Here is an 18,530-nt window from a genome sequence, read left to right as displayed (position 1 = left end):
GAGCTCGGCCGCCTCCATCTGCTCGATCGGCACGGCCTTGATCGCGGCGGAGAGGATGACCATCGCGAAGCCGGTCTGGGTCCAGATGAACACGATGAGCAGCATGAGCGTGTTGAGGATGGGCTTGATGGCCAGCCACTGCACCGGGTCGCCGCCGAAAGCGGTGACGATGGCGTTGAGGAGACCGATCTGGTCGCCCTGGCGGGCGTCGTACATGAACTTCCAGATGATGCCCCGCGCCGACGAAGGAGATCGCCACCGGCATGAACACGAGCACCTTCAGGAACTTCTCACCGCGCGCACGGTCGATGAAGACGGCGTACGCGAGACCGATGACCACCGAGATCACCGGAGCGAGCAGCGCCCAGATGATGGTGTTGATCACCGACGACGTGCCGACCGGGTTGGTGAAGACCCAGATGTAGTTCTCGAGTCCGACGAACTGGTTTGCCCGACTTGTCGAAGAAGGACTTGAAGATCGTCGAGATCGCCGGGTAGATGAGGCCCAGCAGCAGCATGATCGCCGCGGGAGCCATGAACAGCACGAGCTGGAACAGGTAACCGGCTCCCTGTCGGGCGCGGAAGTCGGCGAAGAAGAGGAGCGCACCGACGAGCAGTGCGATCGCGACGACGTACACCACGGCGTTCGCGTAGGACGAAGCAGCAGCAGGGCGAGCACCGGGATGACGAGGCAGGCGACCAGCCGCATGATGGAGTAGCCGCGACCGGGGCGGGGCGCGAACTCGATCAGCACGAGGATGATCGCCACGACCACGCCGAACACGAGCAGCACGGCGGGGATCTGCACCAACGGATTCAGACCGCCCAGCCACAGGAAGAAGCTGTTGAGCGAGAACCCGATCGTGATCCGCGAGGACTCCTCGGTCGGGGCGGTGAAGACGAGGAGGAGAGCGAGGGCGGCGACGACGACGAAGCCGATCGCGAGGACCGTCCGCGTGGCCTTCCTCCCCTTCTCGTCGGTGCCATGCGTCGTCGGCGGCGCGTCAGCCTCGACGGGTTTCTCGATGGTCGCGTGCGACATGAACGTCCCCTTCTGGATCGTGCTGGGTTCCCGCGCAGTACGGATCGGTGGAGCGGGGCCCGGGCTGTGCAGCCCGGCCCCGCTCTGCCTACGAAGATCGCGTCGAGGCGATCAGTTCTCGTAGCCGGCCTGGATGTCGGAGAGCACCGTCTCGGTGTCCTTGCCGTCGATCCAGTCGACCATCCCCTTCCAGAACGAGCCCGAGCCGACGGTCGACGGCATCAGGTCGGAAGCGTCGAACCGGAAGGTCGTCGCGTCGTCCTGCATGATGGTCATCGCCTCCTGGAGGAACTCGCTCGAAGCGAGGCTCGGGTCGGCGTTCTTGTTGGCGGAGATGACGCCGCCGAGCTCGACACGCGCGTCGGCGAACTCGGGCGATGCCATGAACTCGAGCACCTTCTGGGTGGCCTCGTCGTCCGAGAACGCCGCGACGAACTCGCCGCCGCCCTCGACCTGGAGCTCGCCCGCGGTCTCGCCCGGCATGATGAACGCGTAGACGTCGCCGTCCGGCGCGACCTCGGGGACGTTGCCGTCCGCGGTCTCCGTGTCGAGGAAGTTCGCCGACAGGAACGAGGCCTGGTGGGTCAGTGCGCAGTCGCCCTTGGCCACCGCGTTGGCGACGTCACCGAAGGCGGTCGAGTTGATGCTCTTGACGTCGCCGTAGCCGGCGTTGACGTACTCCGGGTTGAGCAGGATCTCACCGACGGCGTCGAAGGCCTGCTTGATCTCGGGGTCGGTGAACTTCACGTCGCCGGCCACCCAGTCGTCATAGACCTCGGGGCCCGACTGGCGCAGGACGAGGTCCTCGATCCAGTCCGTTCCCGGCCAGCCGGATGCCGCCTCGGAGGAGAAGCCCGCGCACCAGGCCGACCGCCGGTCTTCTCGACGATCGTGTCGGTGAGGGCGATCATGTCGTCCCAGGTCTCCGGGACCTCGACGCCCCACTCGGCGAACTGCTTCGGCGAGTACCAGACGTAGCCCTTGAGGTTCGCCAGCATCGGCGCCGCGTAGAAGGTGTCGTCGAACGTGCCGTACTTCTTCCAGTCCTCGGACCAGTTCTCGTCGACGGCGGACTCGACGGCCTCGGGGGCCGGCATGACCTTGCCCGTGTCGACGAGGGTCTTGAGCAGACCGGGCTGCGGGACGATCGCGATGTCCGGGGCGTCTCCACCCGTCACCTTGGTGACGATGTTGCCCTCGAAGCCCTTGTCGCCGGTGTACTCGACCTTGATACCGGTTGTCCTTCGTGAACTGCTCGAAGGACGCGTTCAGGTCGTCGGCCTCGACGCCCGTGATGCCGCGGAGATCCGGACGGTGTCCTTGGTCTCTCCGCCCTCGTCGCCCCCGCCCTCGGCGCAGCCGGCGAGCGCGAGAGACGCGACGCCGACGAGTGCGATGGGGGCGAGCAGGCGGTATCGCTGTGACAAAGCCATGTACTTCTCCTCTTCAGGTGGATCTTCAGTCCGCCCAAGGAGAGCAATCGCCGCAACCATTGGGGAACCGATTCCAGGCCAACCTACTCGGGTTCCTTCGCGCCGTACAACTGGGGAAGGTTACAAGATCACAACCCTTTGACATCCGAGCGGACGACAAGGTGGGAGCGCTCCCAGTCCGGCGCGCCTGGAACCGGTTCCTCCCCCGGTGCGGAACGGCTACGATGGCTCCCGGCGAGTGCCCGATCGCTCGCCGTCGTGGAACCGGGTCGAGGAGGACACGATGAGCACGATCGCCGACGTCGCGATGCGCGCCGGTGTCTCCAAAGCGACCGCGAGCCGTGCGCTCAGCGGCCGCGGCTATGTCTCGGAGGAGACCAGGCAGCGGGTGGAGAGGCGGCGCAGGACCTCGCGTACGTCGCGCACATCCTCCGCCACGAGCCTGGCCACGGGGCGTACCGGCACCATCGGCCTGGTGATGCCGCCGGTCGATCGGTGGTTCTTCGCCGAGCTGCTGGCGGGCGTGCAGGAATCGCTGCTCGCGCTCGACTACGACCTCTCGCTCTACGGCGTCCCCGAGCGCTCGGAGACCAGGGAGCGGCTGTTCGAGAGCGTGCTGCCCGGCCGGAGGTTCGACGGCATCATCGCCGTCGGCATCCAGCCCCAGCGCCCGCGAGCTGGAACGGCTGCACCATACGGGGCGACCGCTCGTGAGCGTGGGCCCCTACAGCGCGGGAGCGAGCGCCGTGTCGATCGACGACGCGGCCGCCGCCCGGATCGCCACCGAACACCTCATCGACCTCGGGCACACCGACATCGCGTTCGTGGGCGGTGCCACGGATGACACCGACCTCAGCTACGGTGACGCCCGCCGCCTGGCCGGCTACCGGGAGGCGCTGCACGCGGCGGGACTCACGCCGCGGGCGCGGGTCGCCGGTTCGGCTCCCACGATGCCGGGCGGCTACGCGGCGGCGGCGGGACTCCTCGGCGACCGGCGGCACCGTCCGACGGCCATCGTCGGCGTGTGCGACGAAGCGGCCATCGCGCCGTCATCGCGGCTCGCCGCCTGGGCATCGCGGTGCCGACCGAACTCAGCGTCGTGGGATCGACGACCACGAGCATGCGGAGATGTTCGCCCTCACCACGATCGGACAGTCGCCGCGGGATCAGGGACGGGAAGCCGTGCGCCTGCTGATGCGGCGGATGAGCGAGCCGGATGCTCCGGTCGAGCGCGTCGAAGCCGCCTCGGCGCTCGTCGTCCGCAGCTCGACCGCGGCGCCGCGCTGACCCCCGCGGACGCACGAAGGCCCCGGGCGGAACCCGGGGCCTTCGCAGAAGCGCTGGTGCGCTGGAATTACTTGAGGGTGACGGTCGCGCCAGCCTCTTCCAGAGCAGCCTTGGCCTTCTCGGCCGTCTCCTTGTTGGCGCCCTCGAGGACGGCCTTCGGAGCACCGTCGACGACGGCCTTGGCCTCGCCGAGGCCGAGCGAGGTGAGCTCGCGGACAGCCTTGATGACCTGGATCTTCTTGTCGCCAGCAGCCTCGAGGATGACGTCCGAAGGAGTCCTTCTCCTCCTCGGCCGCGGCCTCGCCTGCGCCGCCAGCGGCACCGGCGACGGCGACGGGGGCAGCAGCGGTGACCTCGAACTTCTCCTCGAACGCCTTCACGAACTCGTTGAGCTCGATGAGGGTCAGGCCGGCGAACTGCTCGAGCAGCTCCTCGGTGGAAAGCTTCGCCATGATGTATCTCCTAGATAGATGGGGTTTGTAGACGAGATCGCCGGTCGCTTACGCGGGCCTCGGCGGTCTCCAGCTTTTCGCGAAGCGCGTCGATGGTGGCCGCAGCCTTGCCATCGTCGCCTTCATCATGCCCGCGGCCTTCGCCAGCAGAACCTCGCGCTCTCGAGCGAGGCGTACGTGTTGACCTCGTCGGCGGTGAGGGCCTTGCCCCTCGAAGATGCCCGACTTGATCACGAGAAGCGGGTTGGCCTTGGCGAAGTCACGCAGAGCCTTGGCGGTGGCGACGAAGTCACCGTGCACGAACGCGACAGCCGACGGCCCCTTGAGGTCGTCGTCAGCGCGGAGATGCCGCCTTGTTGGCGGCGATCTTGGTCAGCGTGTTCTTCACCACGGCGTACTCAGCGTCCTGACGGATGCTGTTGCGCAGCTGCTTGAGCTGGGCAACCGTCAGACCGCGGTACTCGGTCAGCAGGACGGCGTTCGAGTTCTCGAATGACTTCGTGAGCTCGTTGACCGATGCATCCTTCTGCGCCATGTCACTCCTTGGTGTGTACGAGGCGCCGCACGGTGGTGGGGCGCCGGCCTCCGACCCCCTGCAAAAGAGAAGAGCTCCGGCGCAAGCGCACGGAGCTCGGAAGTTCGTGACACCTGCGCGGGCCCCTGCGATGCAGAGCTTCGATCCTGTGCACTCACGCGCACACGATGACCAGCGGTCTTCGGTTATGACCACTGTACCCCACGCTCCCTCTCCCCCCAAATCCCCCTCCTCCTCCGTCGACCCACCCCTTTCGGTGTGCACCCCGGCCCCCTTACGCCTGCACGCAACGGGCCGGAGCGCACGGAAGGGGGTGGGTCAGCGACTCAGCGGGCGAAGAGGCCGAGGGCACGGAAGTGCGCGTCGGCCGCGGCGAGCGAGGCGACGTCCGCGCTCGTCACCCGGACCACCCGCCAGCCGGTGGTCCCGCGCACCAGTCCTCGCGGATCTTCTCGTCGAGCACGACCTGTGACACGGGCCGGCCGCCGCGGAGGCCCTCGTCCAGGTACTTGTCCCGGCCGTCGCACTCCACGAAGGTGCGGGACTGGTCGACGGCGATGTCCATCCAGAACCGACCGCCGCGCGGTCCGTCCACCGGCACCTGCAGACGCGGGCCTGCCGAAGCCGAGCTGATGGAGCCGGTACCAGCGTCACGCTCTCCAGCGGAAGCTGCGCGCGCCCGTCGGCCAGGACCACGATCCGACGGGCCTGCACGATGCCCGCGGAGCCGGGGACGACGCACTCGATCCGCGAGGTCCGTCAGGAGAGCCTGCGCCGCGGTGTCGTCGAACTCCCACGGGTCGCCGCCGACCAGAGCGAGGGCGGCATCCGCGACGGCGAGAGCCGCCTCCGGAGCGGCCGTGCGGGCGAGGTCGACGACCGTCCGGGCGAGGGAGGTGCAGCGGATGCCGTCGCGCTCCACGATGTCGCCGGCGGCAAACCGCGCCCCTCGTGCCGCAGGATCCCCGAGGTGCTGTGGCGACGGTCGGGGGGCGCCGTCACATGGACCCTCGTCGGCCGCACCCGGTACAGCGGCAGACCCCACAGCACCGCAGCCGAGGCGTGCGAGAACACGGGCCGCGTCCCCGAGGCCGCGAGGTCGGCGGCCACCACCTCCGCACGGTGCCGGGACTCCGGGCGAGATCGCTCCAGTCCCGTTGCGCGAGGTACCACCCGCGACGCACATGATGCAGCTGCCGCCCTTCCACCGCGGCGTGGAGCGTCCGAGACCCCACCCCTCCTCCTCCAGCCGCCGACGACCGAGGAGCATCGCCCGGATCTCGTCCACACTCACCTGTCTCATCCCCCGACTCTCCCTCCTCCTCTCGCCGATCCCCCGCCTTCCCGCAGTTCCCCACACCCTTTCTCTCCCTCCCGGCGCCCCTGTGCAGGAAGGACACCCCTCGTCTCGACCCACCCCTTTGCGTTCGAGCCACCCCCTTACGCCTGCACGCAGGGGGCCGGGACGCACGCAAGGGGGTGGCTCGGCGGGAGGGCGGGAGGGGCGGCGTGTACGGCGGGAACGGGGGTGGGGGAGAGTTAGAGTCTTCTGGTGACCCCGGAACTCCAAGCTCGCATCGTCGCGGACTTCGCGCGACCGCGTGGCGTGGATGAGGCACGGTCCCGGGGCATCACGGCCACCGACGTCGCCGGACTCACCAGCGAACGCTCGATCGCCCGTGCCGCCGACGCCAAGCTCGGCGGGGGGCCGCGGTTCGGCGGCAACGCCTACACGGACCACGGTCGACGCCGCGAGCCCGAGATCGCCGCCTGGGTCGCCGCGACGCACGGCATCTTCCCCTCCTCCGCGTTGTTCCGCGCCGAGGTCGAGCACCGCCACCTGGCCACCCCGATGGCATCTCGGTGGACGCGGACGGTCGCGTCAGCCTCGCGGAGATCAAGACCACCAACAAGGCCTTCCGCGGCATCCCGCGCACGTACCTGCGCCAGGTCTGGTGGCAGCAGCACGTGCTGGGCGCCGAGCGCACCCTGTTCGTCTGGGAGGAGCACGTCGACTTCTCCCCCATCCACGACGAGCCCCGCTGCGTGTGGATCGACCGGGACGACCGCGAGATCGCCAAACTCGTCGGTCTCGCGACCGACCTCATCGACGAGCTGTACCGTCGCACAACGGGACGCGCGGTGCCGACGCGCTCCGTCGCCCCGGTCGACAGTCGCCGCGAGCAGCTCCGCGAGCGCGACGCCTTCCGCGCCCTCGCCCTCGCCGACTGAGCGAACGCCGAGGGCCTCGGGACGACCCGCCCCGTCAGGGGTCGCGAGCGAGTACGCGACGTGCTTCTCCCGCGACCTCGGCCGCGATCGTGTCCAGCAGCGCGGAGCGCAGGTTCCACTGCTGCCAGTACAGGGCAACGCGCAGGGTCGGACCGCCGAGCGCGACGAGCCCGGGGACCTCCTGCAGTCGCGGCACCATCCCCCAGCCCAGGCCGAGGCCGACCGCGAGCGCGTAGTCGTGCGACGCCGGGACGTAGTGTCAGCGGAACGCCCGCCGCCGGCACTCCCCCGCGCCGCCAGCCACTCATGCTGCAGGGTGTCCCGGCGGTCGAAGTCGACGAACGGCGCGTGCGCCAGCGCGGCGGGCGTCCACGCCGTCAGGGAACCATCGACGGGCATAGGCAGGCTCGGCCATGGCGCGGTACTCGAGCACGCCGAGGGGCGTGACCGTGCACCCCGCGACCGCCGTGGCCTCGCTCGTCACCGCGGCCATGACCGTTCCCGATTCGAGCAGTCGGGCGGTGAAGTTCTGATCGTCGCGGTTGCAGGTCCAGGTCGATGTCGTGCGCGGCCGAGAGGCGCGCCATCGGCGGGAGGAACCAGGTCGCCAGGGAATCCGCGTTGACGGCGAGAGGCACCGTGATGCGGTGTCCCCCACCGCCCTCCTCGATGCCGACCCCGGCGAGCGCATCCTGCTCCAGGAGCGCGATCTGCCGCGCGAGCGCACGACGGACTCCCCGGCCTCGGTGAGGCGGACCGGCTTGCTGCGCACGAGGAGGATCCGCCCGAGCTGCTCCTCGAGCGCCTTGAGCCGCTGACTGACCGCGGACGGGGTGACGCGCAGGCGGCGGGAGGCGGCGTCGAGGGTCCCCTCGTCCGGCGACGGCGGCGAGCGTGGCGGCGAGCTCCGGGTCGATCCTCACATCAGCCATGCTAATGGTGAGAAAGGAATCTTCGCTGCACCTCATGGCCAGCATCCCTAGGCTCGATGCATGCTCACCGTTCTCGCCGGCCTCGGCCTCGGCCTGTCGCTCATCGTCGCGATCGGCGCGCAGAACGTGTTCGTGCTGCGACAGGGCATCCGGCGCGAGCACGTCCTCGCCGTCGTGATCGTCTGCGCCCTCTCCGACGCCGTGCTGATCATCGCCGGCGTCGCCGGGCTCGGCTTCGTGCTGTCCGCCGCTCCCTGGCTCGTCGTCGTTGCCCGCTGGGCAGGGGCGCTGTTCTCCTCGGCTACGGGCTGCTCGCGGCGCGACGGGCCTGGCGTGGCGGGCGAGGAGCTGGTGGTCGACGGGGGCGACGCTCCGGTCCTCGAGGCGTCCGGTGGCACCGGGACCCTCACCCGCACCCGCCTCGCCCCGGTGATCCTCACGACACTGGCGTTGACCTGGCTGAACCCGCACGTGTACCTCGACACGGTGCTGATGCTCGGCTCGATCGCCGCGACGCACGGCGACGAGCGATGGCTGTTCGCGGCAGGGGCGGTCATCGCGAGCCTCCTCTGGTTCACCGCCCTCGGCTTCGGTGCCCGCTACCTCGGACGGTGGCTGCGCACCCCGCGCTCCTGGCGTTTCCTCGACGCGGTGATCGCGGTCGTGATGATCACGTTGGCGGTGAGCCTGGTGCTCCCGGTGGCTGGACGCCTAGCCACTCACCGCCGCGTCGATCTGCGCCACCCGCGCCCGGACGAGGGCCCGGACAGCATCCTCCGGCAGCGGGTGCTCCGGCTGGAACCGGATCGTCCCCTTGTCGACGCTGATATCGGGATGACCGTCGAGGAGGCCCGCCACGGCAGCGACCGCCTCGGGGCTGAACGGGTAGACGCCGATGTGCTTCTTCGCACGCATCACCGAGAGCAGAGGCTTTCCGGCGAGCACGAGCGCCGGCATCCCATACCCCTTGCCCTGCTCCGCATCCGGCACCTCCTCCTCCGTGGCGATCGCGTACACGCGATCGATCACTGCGCGGTCCGCCGCGTCGAGGTCGGTCAGGTAGTCGTCGATGGTGCCCACGCACCGCATCCTGCCACCGATCGCCCTCGGGGTCGAGGGCTCAGGCGCCGTCGAGCGGACGGAGGATGCGCGTGAGGAACCGTTGCGTGCGCTCATGCTGCGGGGCGCTGAACAGCTGAGCAGGCGGCCCCTGCTCCACGACGACGCCGCCGTCCAGGAAGAGCACGTGATCTGCGGCTTCGCGGGCGAAGCTCAGCTCGTGGGTGACGACGGCCATCGTCCATCCCTCATCGGCGAGCTCCTTGATGACGAGCAGCACCTCGCCGACCAGCTCCGGATCGAGGGCGCTCGTCGGCTCGTCGAACAGCAGCAGGTCCGGTTGCAGGGCCAGCGCCCGCACGATGCCGACCCGCTGCTGCTGCCCTCCGGAGAGCTGATGCGGCCGCGCGTCCGCCTTGTCGGCGAGGCCGATCCGGGCGAGCAGCGCCTGGGCCTCGGCGACGACCTCGGTCTTCGGACGGCCCTGCACCCGCCACGGCCCTTCGATGACGTTTCTCCAGCACGGTCAGGTGCGGGAACAGGTTGTGGTGAGTGGAACACCATCGCCGACCGGTCACGCAGCGCCAGCCGCTGCTGCTTCTCCACGCGCGGTTTCGGGCGCACCTCCGGTGCGAAGTCGATCTCCGGCCCCCCGGCCATCACGATGGTCCCCGCGTCCGGCGTCTCCAACCCGTTCAGGGCGCGCAGGACGGTCGACTTGCCCGAGCCGCTGGGCCCGATGAGCACCACGGACCTCGCCCCGATGCAATGTGAGGTCGAAGCCGCGGAGCACCTCGGTGGTGCCGAAACTCTTGTGCAGCCCGCGTGCGGTGAGCAGCGGTTCGGCCGTGGGGTCAGTGCGCGACACGACTGTCGAGCCTCCTCTCCAGGGCGCTCTGCCCGAAGGAGAGCACCAGGCAGATCACCCAGTAGACCAGCGCTGCGGCCAGGTACAGCACCATGAACTCGAGCGTGGTGGAGGCGATCTGCTGCGCCACCTTGAACAGCTCCGTCACGAGGATCAGCGAGGTGAGGGAGGTGTCCTTCACGAGCGAGATGAACGTGTTGGACAACGGCGGCACCGAGACCCGGGCGGCCTGCGGCAGGATGATGCGGGTCAGCGTGCGGGTGCGGTTCATGCCGACCGTGTACGCGGCCTCCCACTGCCCCTTCGGCACCGAGAGGATCGCCGCCCGCACGACCTCGGCGCCGTAGCCGCCGACGTTGAGCGAGAGCGCGATGATGGCGCTCGGCCACGGATCGAGGGTCACCCCGACGGACGGCAGGCCGTAGAAGATCACGAAGAGCTGCACGAGCATCGGCGTGCCGCGGATCACCGAGATGTAGAACCGCGCGATGCCGGACACCACCGGGTGCACCGAGATCCGCATCAGCGCCATGCCGATCGCGATCACGAGCCCCAGGACGAACGACACCAGGGCGAGCGGGATCGTCGCCGTCAGCCCCGCCCAGGCGATCGGCCCGAGCGAGGAAAAGAAGAGCTCCCAGGGATTCTGCATCGCCTACTGCGAGACGTCCTCGCCGAAGTACTTCTCGCTGATCTCGGCCAGTGTGCCGTCGGCACGGAGCGTGTCGAGCGCCTCGTCGACCGCATCGACGAGCGCCTCCTTGTCCTTCGTGAACACGAAGGCCTGCTCGCCGGCGTCGTCGGTCTCCGCGGCGATCTTCAGGCCGGTCGGGCTGTTGGTCGTCTCGTAGTCGAGGAAGGTCAGCTTGTCGTTGACGGTGGCGTCCACCCGGCCCTGGCGGAGGAGCTCCACGGCCTGCGCCCAGCCCTCGACGCCCTCGACCTTGGCGCCGGACTCGGTGGCCAGCTCGTACCAGTTGCTCGTGAGGGACTGCGCCGTGGTCTTGCCCTCGAGGTCGTCGAACGACGAGATGGAATCGTCGTCCTCCTTGACCACGATCACGCCGGGCGACACCGTGTACGGGGTGCTGAAGAGGTACTTGGCCTCGCGTTCGTCGTTGATCGACACCTGGTTCGCGATCACGTCGAAGCGGGCCCGCGTCGAGCCCCGCGAAGATCGCGTCCCACTGGGTCTCCTGGAACTCGACCTTCAGACCGAGCTCGTCGGCGACGGCCTGGATGATCTCGACGTCGTAGCCGGTGAGGTCGCCGGAGCCGCCGTCGCCGTGGAAGCTGAACGGACGGTAGGTGCCCTCGGTCGCGACCGTCAGCGTGCCGTCCCTTCACCAGGCCGAAGTCGGAGCCCGCGGCGCTCTCGCCGTCCGTGCTCGCGGGCGTGCTCGAACCGCTGCACGCGGTCAGGGCGGCGGCGGCGACGACGAGTGCGGTGACGGCGATGAGACGACGGGACATGGACCCTCCTGGGGTGAGAAGCGCGGGTGCGAGTTTACGCGACGACCGCGGAACTCCCCCACAGTACGCGTCGCTCCGGGCGTTCCCCGCATCGGATGACGCCGGATGTCGCGGGCGGCCCAGGAACGCGGAACGCCCCCGGGCGGACCCGGGGGCGTTCGGTGCGACAGGTGCGAACCCGTCGACGCGTCAGATGGCGTTGACGTCCAGCGGGATGCCGGGGCCGAACGTGGTCGACACCGCACCCTTCTGGATGTAACGGCCCTTGGCGCTGGACGGCTTGAGGCGGACGATCTCCTCGAGAGCGGCGTCGATGTTCTCGTTCAGCTGCTCGGCCGAGAACGAGGCCTTGCCGATGACGAAGTGCACGTTGGCGTGCTTGTCGACGCGGAACTCGATCTTTCCGCCCTTGATCTCCTCGACGGCCTTGGCCGGGTTCGGGGGTCACGGTGCCGGTCTTCGGGTTCGGCATCAGACCACGGGGACCGAGCACCTTGCCGAGACGGCCGACCTGGCCCATGAGCTCCGGGGTCGAGACCGCGGAGTCGAAGTTGGTCCAGCCGTCGGCGACCTTCTGGATGAGCTCGCGCCGCCGACCTCATCGGCGCCGGCAGCGATCGCCGCCTCGGCCGCGGGGCCGGTGGCGAACACGATGACGCGGGCGGTCTTACCGTGCCGTGGGGCAGGATGACGGTGCCGCGCACCATCTGGTCCGCCTTGCGCGGGTCGACGGCGAGCTTCAGCGCGACCTCGACGGTCGAGTCGAACTTCGCCGAACCGGTCTCCTTCGCGAGCGCGACGGCCTCGGACGGCGTGTAGAAACGGTCTGCCTCGATCTTCTCGGCGGCAGCCTTGTAAGCCTTGGACTTGGTAGCCATGATTATTCTCCTCAGCCCTCGACCGTGATGCCCATGGAACGGGCGGTGCCGGCGATGATCTCGAGGCGGCCTCGATGTCGTTCGCGTTCAGGTCGGCCTGCTTCTGCTCGGCGATCTGACGGACCTGATCCTTGGTGATCTTGCCGACCTTGACGGTGTGCGGGGTGCCGAAGCCTTCTGCACGCCGGCGGCCTTCTTGATGAGCTCCGCCGCGGGCGGGGTCTTCAGGACGAAGGTGAAGCTGCGGTCCTCGTAGACGGTGATCTCGACGGGGATGACGTTGCCACGCTGCGACTCGGTCGCGGCGTTGTACGCCTTGCAGAACTCCATGATGTTGACGCCATGCTGACCGAGCGCGGGGCCGATCGGCGGCGCCGGGTTGGCGGCACCGGCGTTTGATCTGAAGCTTGATCAGGCCGGTCACCTTCTTCTTCGGTGCCATTCTCTTTCCTTTCCTCGAGGCGGATGCGAGCATCCGCTTCTCCCACGGCTCCGGCCTTTCCGGCCGTGGTCGTCTGCGCGCCCTTCGACAAGCTCAGGGACCCCAGCGGGCTTTCGCACAAACCACGTAAGTCTACCTGATCACTCCCCTACTCGCGAGCCGCCCCTTGCGTGCGAGCCGGCCCCGTGCGTGCGTCCGCAAAGGGGCGGGAGACACGGAACGGGGTGGGTCGGGGAAGAGAAGACGGCCGCCCCGGAAGGGACGGCCGTTCTCGTGCACTTCGGCGGGCTCAGTGACCCGCGGTCAGATCATCTTGGTGACCTGGTCGAACGACAGCTCGACCGGGGTCTCGCGCTCGAAGAGGGAGACGAGGACCGTGAGCTTGCCGCTCTCCGGCTTGATCTCGCTGATCGAACCGGGAAGACCCGCGAACGAGCCCTCCTTGATCGTGATGGTCTCGCCGACCTCGAAGTCGACCTCGGCGGGAAGCGGACGGGCGACGGCGACGCCGCCCTTGGCCGCGATGTTCTTGGCGGTCGGGACGTCCTTGACCTCGACGAGGGACTTCAGCATGTTGAAGGCCTCTTCGAAGCGCAGCGGCGTCGGGTTGTGGGCGTTGCCCACGAAGCCGGTGACGCCGGGGTGTGCCGCACGACCGACCAGGTGTCCTCCGTGAGCTCCATGCGCACCAGCACGTAGCCGGGGATGCGCACGCGGGTGACCATCTTGCGCTGCCGTTCTTGATCTCGACGACGTCCTCCATCGGGACCTCGACCTGGTAGATCTCGTCCTCGACCTCGAGCGTCGACTTGCGCTGCTCGATGTTCGCCTTGACCTTGCGCTCGAAGCCGGCGTACGAGTGGATGACGTACCACTTGCCGGGGAGCATGCGCAGGTCCATGCGGAAGGCCTCGTACGGGTCTTCCTCGGAAGCCGACTCGTCCTCGTCGGACTCGGCGGCCGGACGGTCGTCCTCGCCGTTGACGTCGGGCCCCTCGTAGGGGGTGACCTCGTCGGCGGCCTCGGCCTCCTGCTCCGCGACCTCTTCGGCCACGGAATCGTTGAGGACCTCGGCGGCGGCTTCGGACTCCGCGGCTTCGTCCAGGTTCAGAGCGTCGTTCACGATGGCGTCCGCCTCCGGGTCGTCGATGTCGATGTCGATGTCTTCCGTCTCCTGCTCGCCGTCCTCGTCCTCGACGTGGACCGCGACGTGCTCGGCAGAGGTGACCGAGAGCTCCTCGGCGGCGAGCACGTTGCCCTCCTGGGCCTCGTCCTCCTCGCTGGACTGCTCTGCGGCGGTCGCCCAGTCGGCGTCGTCGGAATATCGTTCAGACACGTTGCTTCTTCTCCATAGCTGCGGCCGATGCCGCGGGGGTCATCAGCCAGGGATTCCGAACACGTAGTGCGTCAGGAGCCCGAAGACGTAGTCGAGACCGTAGACGATGCCCATGACGATCAGGACGAAGACGAGCACCACACCCGTGAACTTGAAAAGCTCCTTGCGGGTCGGGGTGACGACCTTGCGCAGTTCGGCGATGACCTGGCGGATGAACAGGGCGATGCCCCGAAGAACCGGGAGAAGGGGTTGCCCTTCTTCTGGCGCGTGGCGCCGGCCGCGACGACGTCGCCGCCGCGGTTCGTCCTGATCCATCCTGAATGTACCTTTCGTGTGTCAGCGTGCGCTGACGCGCAGGGCGGACAGGAATCGAACCTGCAACCTGCGGTTTTGGAGACCGCTGCTCTGCCAATTGAGCTACCGCCCTAGAGACCCGGAGGTCTCGGGGATGCCCTCCCCACCCTGCCACCGGCCGATGTCGAAGACGCCAGGCACGGCGAAAGAATGCAGAGAACAACTGCTCACCAAGCATACGGCATCGATCCCGTGGTGCCGAACAGGAAGCGGAACCCGCGTTGTTGCTAGGCTCGGCGGGCGGACGAAGCAGGAAGGGACGCATGTGAGTGGGGATGTGCAGCAGTTCCAGGTGGATCTGCGCGGAGTCGTCGACCTGCTCAGCAGGCACATCTACTCCAGTCCCCGGGTCTATCTGCGGGAACTGCTCCAGAACGCGCGGGACGCGATCGCGGCGCGCCGCGAGGTCGACGGGGGCGGAGGCCGCATCCGCATCACGCCGCTCACCGCACAGACGGGCGAGTTCGTACTCCGCGATGACGGGGTGGGGCTGACCGCGGCCGAGGTCGCCGATCTCCTCGCGACCGTCGGGCGCAGCTCCAAGCGGGACATCTTCGACCTCCCCCGGAGCGACTTCCTCGGCCAGTTCGGCATCGGGCTGCTGAGCTGCTTCATGGTCGCCGACACCATCGTCATCCGCTCCCGCAGCGCCAGAGGCGGCTCCGCGGTGGAGTGGACGGGCAGCGCCGACGGCACCTTCCGGGTCGCGGAGATCGATGACGACCTGCCGATCGGCACCAGCGTGCACCTCGTGCCGCGCTTCGACGCCGACGAGCTGCTGCGACCGGCCGCCGTGCACGAGCTCGCGACCACGTTCGGCGAGTTCCTGCCCGTGCGGGTGACCATCGATGCGACCGGCGGGGACATCGACGTGACCCGCGAGGCGCCCTTCCTCGACCCCGCCGCCGACGTCCGAAGCGGCCGTGCAGTACGGCCGCGACCTGCTCGGTGCGGCGCCGCTGGACGTGATCCCGCTGACCGAGCCGGCGACCGGGACGCAGGGCCTGGCATACGTCCTGCCCTTCGCTCCTCCGCCCGGCGCCCGGCAGGCGACCCGCATGTATCTGGGCCGCATGCTGCTGTCGGAACGCGTCGACGACGTGCTGCCCGACTGGGCGTTCTTCGTGCGCGCCGTCATCGACTCCACCGGCCTCGCACCGACCGCGAGCCGCGAATCCCTCGTCGAGGACACGGCGCTGGAGCACGTCCGCGAACAGCTCGGCGCCGGGATCCGCCGCTGGGTGCTCGAACTCGGACTGCGTGAACCGCATCGCCTCGCCCAGTTCGTCGCCGTGCACGAGGTCGGCCTCAAGTCCCTGGTGCGACACGACGAGGAGCTCGCGCGCTTCATCACCCGCTGGCTCACGGTGGAGACCACGCACGGCACGCTGCGGATCGGCGAGCTCGTGGAGCGGTACCGCACGTGCGCTACGCCCAGACGGTCGACGAGTTCCGCCAGGTGGCCGGGATCTCGCCGTCCGACGAGGTCCTCGTCAACGGCGGCTACCTCTACGACGCCGACCTGATCCGGCTGCTCCCCGACCTCTACCCGCAGGTCACGGTCGAGAAGGTCGACGTGACCGGGGAGCTCGATCGCCTCGACCCGCCGCCGCTGGACGACCGGGACATCGCGATGGCGCTGGAGTCCCGCGCCGGCGCCGTCCTGCAGTCCTCGGACTGCGCCGTGGTCGTCCGGGCGATCGACCGCCCGGAGCTGACCGGACTGTACGTGGCGGACCCCGAGGTGCTGCGGACGATCGACCGCGGGCGCACCAAGGGCATCGCGAGCACGCTCTGGGGCGGGGTGCTCGACCGCATCGACCAGACGCTCTCCTCGTCGCGGGACGACGACCTCACGGCGCGACTGTGCCTGAACTGGTCGAACCGCGTCGTCCGAGCCCTCGTCCGCGTCGAGGACGACGGCCGTCTTCGCACGCACCGTCCAGCTGCTCTACATCCAGGCGCTTCTCGCGGGGCACCACCCCCTCTCGGACGCCGATCGGGCGCTCATGACCAGCGCCCTCTCCGACCTCGTCTCACTCTCCGCCGGTATCGAGGGGGACACTCTCCCCTTCGACGCGCGCTGACACCCCCGACTACCCGAAGGGCCCTCCATGGCACGTCCGAAGAAGCGCTTCCAGCAGCTCATCGAGGAGATCGATCGCACCCCGTGGGGCCCGGCGGAGCAGGCCCTCGTGGCGGAGGCGGTCGCGCTGGCCATCGAGATCGGCGACGAACGGCTGGAATACGAAGCCCGGATGCGGCAGACCGCGTCGGCGAACATGGTCGGCGCCACCGACGTCATGCTGAACTCCTTCGCCTGGTGCCTCGCGCATCACGACGCCGACCCGCAGCGGTTCCCCGCCGACCTCGACAACGGCGGCGCCGACCTGATGTGGCAGTTCAAGTGGATGGCGTCCTCGCTGCGCTCCTCCCCCGCCTTCTCGCAGGAGCAGATCGCCGCGGTGCTCGACGACATGGAGTCGCACTACCGTGCCGCAGGACTCGGCCTCAGCGGCGTGCTGACCGCCCGCTTCGAGGACGCCTGGGACGCCGGCCGGTTCGACGCCGCCGAAGCCCTCCGCGTGCAGCTCGAGGCCACGCCGCGCGACGAGCACAGCCACTGCGACGCGTGCAGCCGCAGCCAGTTCGCGGGATTCTTCGCGGAGACCGATCGCGACGCCGACGCCATCCGGCTCGTCGAGGAGATGATCGAGGGCGGTTTCTCCTGCGGCGAGGAGCCGGAGCACGCGCTCTCCCGCGTCCTCCTCCCGTACCTCCGCGCCGGACGCACGGAAGATGCGAAGACCGCGCACCTGCGCAGCTACCGACTGGCCAAGGACAACCCCGACAACCTGCGCATCGTGGCGAACAACATCGTGTTCGCCGCGATCACCGGCAACGAGGCGCGGGCGCTGGCCCTGATCGAGAAGCACGTCGCGTGGCTCGCCCACGACGGCCTCAACGTCGACGCGCACTTCGCCGCCCTCACGGCGTTCGCGGTCGCTCTCGACCGCGTCACCGCCGCCGGCCACGGCGACACCCCGGTCCGGGGTGCCGACGCCCCTGCACTCGTGCCGCTGCTCGGGGCCCACGACGGCCCGTGGAGCGCCGCCGACCTCGCCGCGGCCGCCTGGTCGACGGCCGAGCGCATCGGGGCGCAGTTCGACGAGCGGGACGGCACCGACGGCCACGCCCGCAGGCCTCGCCCGGATGCGCGCTCTCGCCGACGAGCGCTACGACCTCCCGATCCGCTCCGATGCGTTCGTCGCCCCGACCCCGGCCACCACTCCGGCGGATCCGGAGGCCTGGTACGAGCGGGCGATGCAGCTCGCGCAGTTCGGCGCCGAGCAGGAGACCCTCGCCGCGCTCCCGCACGCCCTGGAGGTCGACGACCCCGCCCAGCGCGCGCAGCTCCTGTCGATGCACCTCGGCATCCTCGTCGCGCTCGATCGCGTGGACGAGGCCGAGCGCCTCCTCCCCGAGCGGATCGCCGGCCTGCGGGCCGCAGGGAACGACGCGCAGGCCGACCTCGAGGAGCGTCTGAAGCTCGCGACCTTCGGGCTGCACACCGACGAGACCATGGCGGCGCTCGAAGAGGAGTTGGCCGCGGCCGACCGTCTGCCGGCCTGGTCGCGCGGCGACCTGGCCATCAGCCGCGCGTCGCTGCACCTCAGGGCCGAGGAGCCGGACGCGGCCCTCGACCTCGCCGAGCTCGCGGCCCGCTCGTTCGCGGAGGCGGAGGACACCCGGCTGTCCAACACGACCACCCTCGTGGCGATCGGCGCCGTGCTGAGCAAGGGCGACCTCGACGCCGGCCGCACGCTCCTCGACCGCTTCCTCGCCAGGACGACCTGTCCGCCGGTCATCGGGCCCACGCGCTGCAGACTCGGGCCCGCGTGCGGGGTGGCACGGGCGCGTACCAGGATGGGGCGACGGACGCCGACGAGGTGTGCCGGCTGCTCGCCGAGCTCGGCGCCACGCGGGCTCTCGCCGACGCCCATGTGCTCGCGGGCGCGCTCTGGGAGGACGCAGAGGAGCCCGAGAAGGCCGTCGCCCGCTACCGTCTGGCTGCTCGGCTGCAGGATGACGGCGATCGCACCGGCGTGGACTTCGGTTGGCCAGGGCGATGCTCCGCGCGGGAGACGCCGAGGAGGCCGCGGAGCTCTTCGGCGACGTGCTCCAGCGTGAGGAGGACGCCGAGACG

At 69.4% G+C, this 18,530-nt stretch carries 13 protein-coding genes, 1 tRNA gene and 14 pseudogenes; 9 read left to right on the top strand and 19 right to left on the bottom strand.

The genetic code is table 11. From position 1 onward, the window contains the following. The 3 genes and pseudogenes from AB1285_RS21345 to AB1285_RS21335 form a co-directional block, all read right to left on the bottom strand. A pseudogene (locus AB1285_RS21345) lies at positions 1 to 216 on the bottom strand (carbohydrate ABC transporter permease); the annotation flags it as partial. A 74-nt stretch (positions 217 to 290) separates the two neighbouring features. Continuing rightward, positions 291 to 641, bottom strand: coding sequence for a hypothetical protein (locus AB1285_RS21340; RefSeq protein ID WP_429977844.1), 351 nt, complete (start codon positions 639 to 641; stop codon positions 291 to 293). A 512-nt stretch (positions 642 to 1,153) separates the two neighbouring features. Then, a pseudogene (locus tag AB1285_RS21335) lies at positions 1,154 to 2,475 on the bottom strand (ABC transporter substrate-binding protein). A gap of 283 nt (positions 2,476 to 2,758) precedes the next feature. Between AB1285_RS21335 and AB1285_RS21330 the strand changes: the two are divergent. The 3 genes and pseudogenes from AB1285_RS21330 to AB1285_RS21320 all read left to right on the top strand — a co-directional run bounded on the left by AB1285_RS21330 (position 2,759) and on the right by AB1285_RS21320 (position 3,762). Then, positions 2,759 to 3,319, top strand: coding sequence for a LacI family DNA-binding transcriptional regulator (locus AB1285_RS21330; protein WP_429977843.1), 561 nt, complete (start codon positions 2,759 to 2,761; stop codon positions 3,317 to 3,319). Beyond that, a pseudogene (locus AB1285_RS21325) lies at positions 3,222 to 3,461 on the top strand (substrate-binding domain-containing protein); the annotation flags it as partial. The gene AB1285_RS21330 and the pseudogene AB1285_RS21325, both read left to right, overlap by 98 nt. Before the next feature lie 142 nt (positions 3,462 to 3,603). Then, positions 3,604 to 3,762, top strand: a complete 159-nt coding sequence (locus tag AB1285_RS21320) for a substrate-binding domain-containing protein (RefSeq protein WP_429977842.1) — start codon at positions 3,604 to 3,606, stop codon at positions 3,760 to 3,762. 67 nt (positions 3,763 to 3,829) lie between these two features. Here AB1285_RS21320 and rplL read toward each other — a convergent pair. From rplL to AB1285_RS21305, 3 genes and pseudogenes are all read right to left on the bottom strand, one after another. Beyond that, positions 3,830 to 4,214, bottom strand: a pseudogene (rplL, locus tag AB1285_RS21315) (50S ribosomal protein L7/L12). 10 nt (positions 4,215 to 4,224) lie between these two features. Then, positions 4,225 to 4,749 (bottom strand): annotated as a pseudogene (gene rplJ / locus AB1285_RS21310) (50S ribosomal protein L10). A gap of 397 nt (positions 4,750 to 5,146) precedes the next feature. Next, complete coding sequence (locus tag AB1285_RS21305; protein ID WP_429977841.1) at positions 5,147 to 5,671, bottom strand: hypothetical protein; 525 nt, start codon at positions 5,669 to 5,671, stop codon at positions 5,147 to 5,149. Positions 5,672 to 6,301: 630 nt separating this feature from the next. On the opposite strand from AB1285_RS21305, the pseudogene AB1285_RS21300 reads away from it, so the two are divergent. Beyond that, positions 6,302 to 6,981: pseudogene (locus AB1285_RS21300) on the top strand (YqaJ viral recombinase family protein). 34 nt (positions 6,982 to 7,015) lie between these two features. Here the strand turns inward: AB1285_RS21300 and AB1285_RS21295 are convergent. Beyond that, on the bottom strand, positions 7,016 to 7,180 hold the full coding sequence (locus AB1285_RS21295) for a hypothetical protein (RefSeq protein ID WP_429977840.1): 165 nt from the start codon (positions 7,178 to 7,180) through the stop codon (positions 7,016 to 7,018). A gap of 448 nt (positions 7,181 to 7,628) precedes the next feature. Between AB1285_RS21295 and AB1285_RS21290 the strand changes: the two genes are divergently transcribed. After that, on the top strand, positions 7,629 to 7,799 hold the full coding sequence (locus tag AB1285_RS21290; RefSeq protein ID WP_429977839.1) for a hypothetical protein: 171 nt from the start codon (positions 7,629 to 7,631) through the stop codon (positions 7,797 to 7,799). Here the strand turns inward: AB1285_RS21290 and AB1285_RS21285 are convergent. Next, a pseudogene (locus tag AB1285_RS21285) lies at positions 7,775 to 7,825 on the bottom strand (hypothetical protein); the annotation flags it as partial. The gene AB1285_RS21290 and the pseudogene AB1285_RS21285 overlap by 25 nt on opposite strands. A 148-nt stretch (positions 7,826 to 7,973) precedes the next feature. Between AB1285_RS21285 and AB1285_RS21280 the strand changes: the two are divergent. Beyond that, positions 7,974 to 8,597: pseudogene (locus tag AB1285_RS21280) on the top strand (LysE/ArgO family amino acid transporter); the annotation flags it as partial. Between the two features lie 27 nt (positions 8,598 to 8,624). Here the strand turns inward: AB1285_RS21280 and AB1285_RS21275 are convergent. From AB1285_RS21275 to AB1285_RS21235, 9 genes and pseudogenes are all read right to left on the bottom strand, one after another. Then, complete coding sequence (locus AB1285_RS21275) at positions 8,625 to 9,002, bottom strand: iron chaperone (protein WP_429977845.1); 378 nt, start codon at positions 9,000 to 9,002, stop codon at positions 8,625 to 8,627. 31 nt (positions 9,003 to 9,033) lie between these two features. After that, positions 9,034 to 9,840 (bottom strand): annotated as a pseudogene (locus tag AB1285_RS21270) (amino acid ABC transporter ATP-binding protein). Next, complete coding sequence (locus AB1285_RS21265; protein WP_187662191.1) at positions 9,827 to 10,492, bottom strand: amino acid ABC transporter permease; 666 nt, start codon at positions 10,490 to 10,492, stop codon at positions 9,827 to 9,829. The pseudogene AB1285_RS21270 and the gene AB1285_RS21265 overlap by 14 nt, the downstream one beginning before the upstream one ends. Before the next feature lie 3 nt (positions 10,493 to 10,495). Beyond that, positions 10,496 to 11,313: pseudogene (locus AB1285_RS21260) on the bottom strand (amino acid ABC transporter substrate-binding protein). 189 nt (positions 11,314 to 11,502) lie between these two features. Continuing rightward, a pseudogene (gene rplA / locus AB1285_RS21255) lies at positions 11,503 to 12,191 on the bottom strand (50S ribosomal protein L1). 11 nt (positions 12,192 to 12,202) lie between these two features. Further along, positions 12,203 to 12,633: pseudogene (gene rplK, locus AB1285_RS21250) on the bottom strand (50S ribosomal protein L11). A 303-nt stretch (positions 12,634 to 12,936) separates the two neighbouring features. Continuing rightward, positions 12,937 to 13,969: pseudogene (gene nusG, locus AB1285_RS21245) on the bottom strand (transcription termination/antitermination protein NusG). 42 nt (positions 13,970 to 14,011) lie between these two features. Further along, entirely contained in the window at positions 14,012 to 14,284 is a 273-nt protein-coding gene (gene secE / locus AB1285_RS21240) for a preprotein translocase subunit SecE (protein ID WP_429977838.1), read from the bottom strand. A gap of 39 nt (positions 14,285 to 14,323) precedes the next feature. Further along, positions 14,324 to 14,396: transfer RNA gene (locus tag AB1285_RS21235), tRNA-Trp, on the bottom strand. 21 nt (positions 14,397 to 14,417) lie between these two features. On the opposite strand from AB1285_RS21235, the pseudogene AB1285_RS21230 reads away from it, so the two are divergent. Further along, positions 14,418 to 14,921: pseudogene (locus AB1285_RS21230) on the top strand (hypothetical protein); the annotation flags it as partial. A gap of 325 nt (positions 14,922 to 15,246) precedes the next feature. Further along, on the top strand, positions 15,247 to 15,849 hold the full coding sequence (locus AB1285_RS21225; RefSeq protein ID WP_429977837.1) for a hypothetical protein: 603 nt from the start codon (positions 15,247 to 15,249) through the stop codon (positions 15,847 to 15,849). Positions 15,850 to 15,868: 19 nt separating this feature from the next. Here the strand turns inward: AB1285_RS21225 and AB1285_RS21220 are convergent, their stop codons facing one another. Further along, positions 15,869 to 16,180, bottom strand: coding sequence for a hypothetical protein (locus AB1285_RS21220; protein ID WP_429977836.1), 312 nt, complete (start codon positions 16,178 to 16,180; stop codon positions 15,869 to 15,871). A 239-nt stretch (positions 16,181 to 16,419) separates the two neighbouring features. After that, positions 16,420 to 17,418, bottom strand: a complete 999-nt coding sequence (locus AB1285_RS21215; RefSeq protein ID WP_429977835.1) for a hypothetical protein — start codon at positions 17,416 to 17,418, stop codon at positions 16,420 to 16,422. A gap of 118 nt (positions 17,419 to 17,536) precedes the next feature. Between AB1285_RS21215 and AB1285_RS21210 the strand changes: the two genes are divergently transcribed. After that, positions 17,537 to 18,514, top strand: a complete 978-nt coding sequence (locus tag AB1285_RS21210; RefSeq protein ID WP_429977834.1) for a hypothetical protein — start codon at positions 17,537 to 17,539, stop codon at positions 18,512 to 18,514. The last annotated feature ends 16 nt before the right edge of the window (positions 18,515 to 18,530 follow it).

This window comes from Microbacterium sp. NRRL B-14842 (assembly GCF_050470785.1).
The sequence above is the reverse complement of the archived record's forward strand: the minus strand, read 5'-3'. Positions and strand labels throughout refer to the sequence as shown.

Coding starts and splice junctions, on each gene's coding strand:
- AB1285_RS21320 (WP_429977842.1), top strand. CDS start 3,604: ATGTTCGCCCTCACCACGATCGGACAGTCGCCGCGGGATCAGGGACGG.
- AB1285_RS21265 (WP_187662191.1), bottom strand. CDS start 10,492: ATGCAGAATCCCTGGGAGCTCTTCTTTTCCTCGCTCGGGCCGATCGCC.
- secE (WP_429977838.1), bottom strand. CDS start 14,284: ATGGATCAGGACGAACCGCGGCGGCGACGTCGTCGCGGCCGGCGCCAC.
- AB1285_RS21210 (WP_429977834.1), top strand. CDS start 17,537: ATGCGCGCTCTCGCCGACGAGCGCTACGACCTCCCGATCCGCTCCGAT.
- AB1285_RS21295 (WP_429977840.1), bottom strand. CDS start 7,180: ATGGTGCCGCGACTGCAGGAGGTCCCCGGGCTCGTCGCGCTCGGCGGT.
- AB1285_RS21330 (WP_429977843.1), top strand. CDS start 2,759: ATGAGCACGATCGCCGACGTCGCGATGCGCGCCGGTGTCTCCAAAGCG.
- AB1285_RS21275 (WP_429977845.1), bottom strand. CDS start 9,002: ATGCGGTGCGTGGGCACCATCGACGACTACCTGACCGACCTCGACGCG.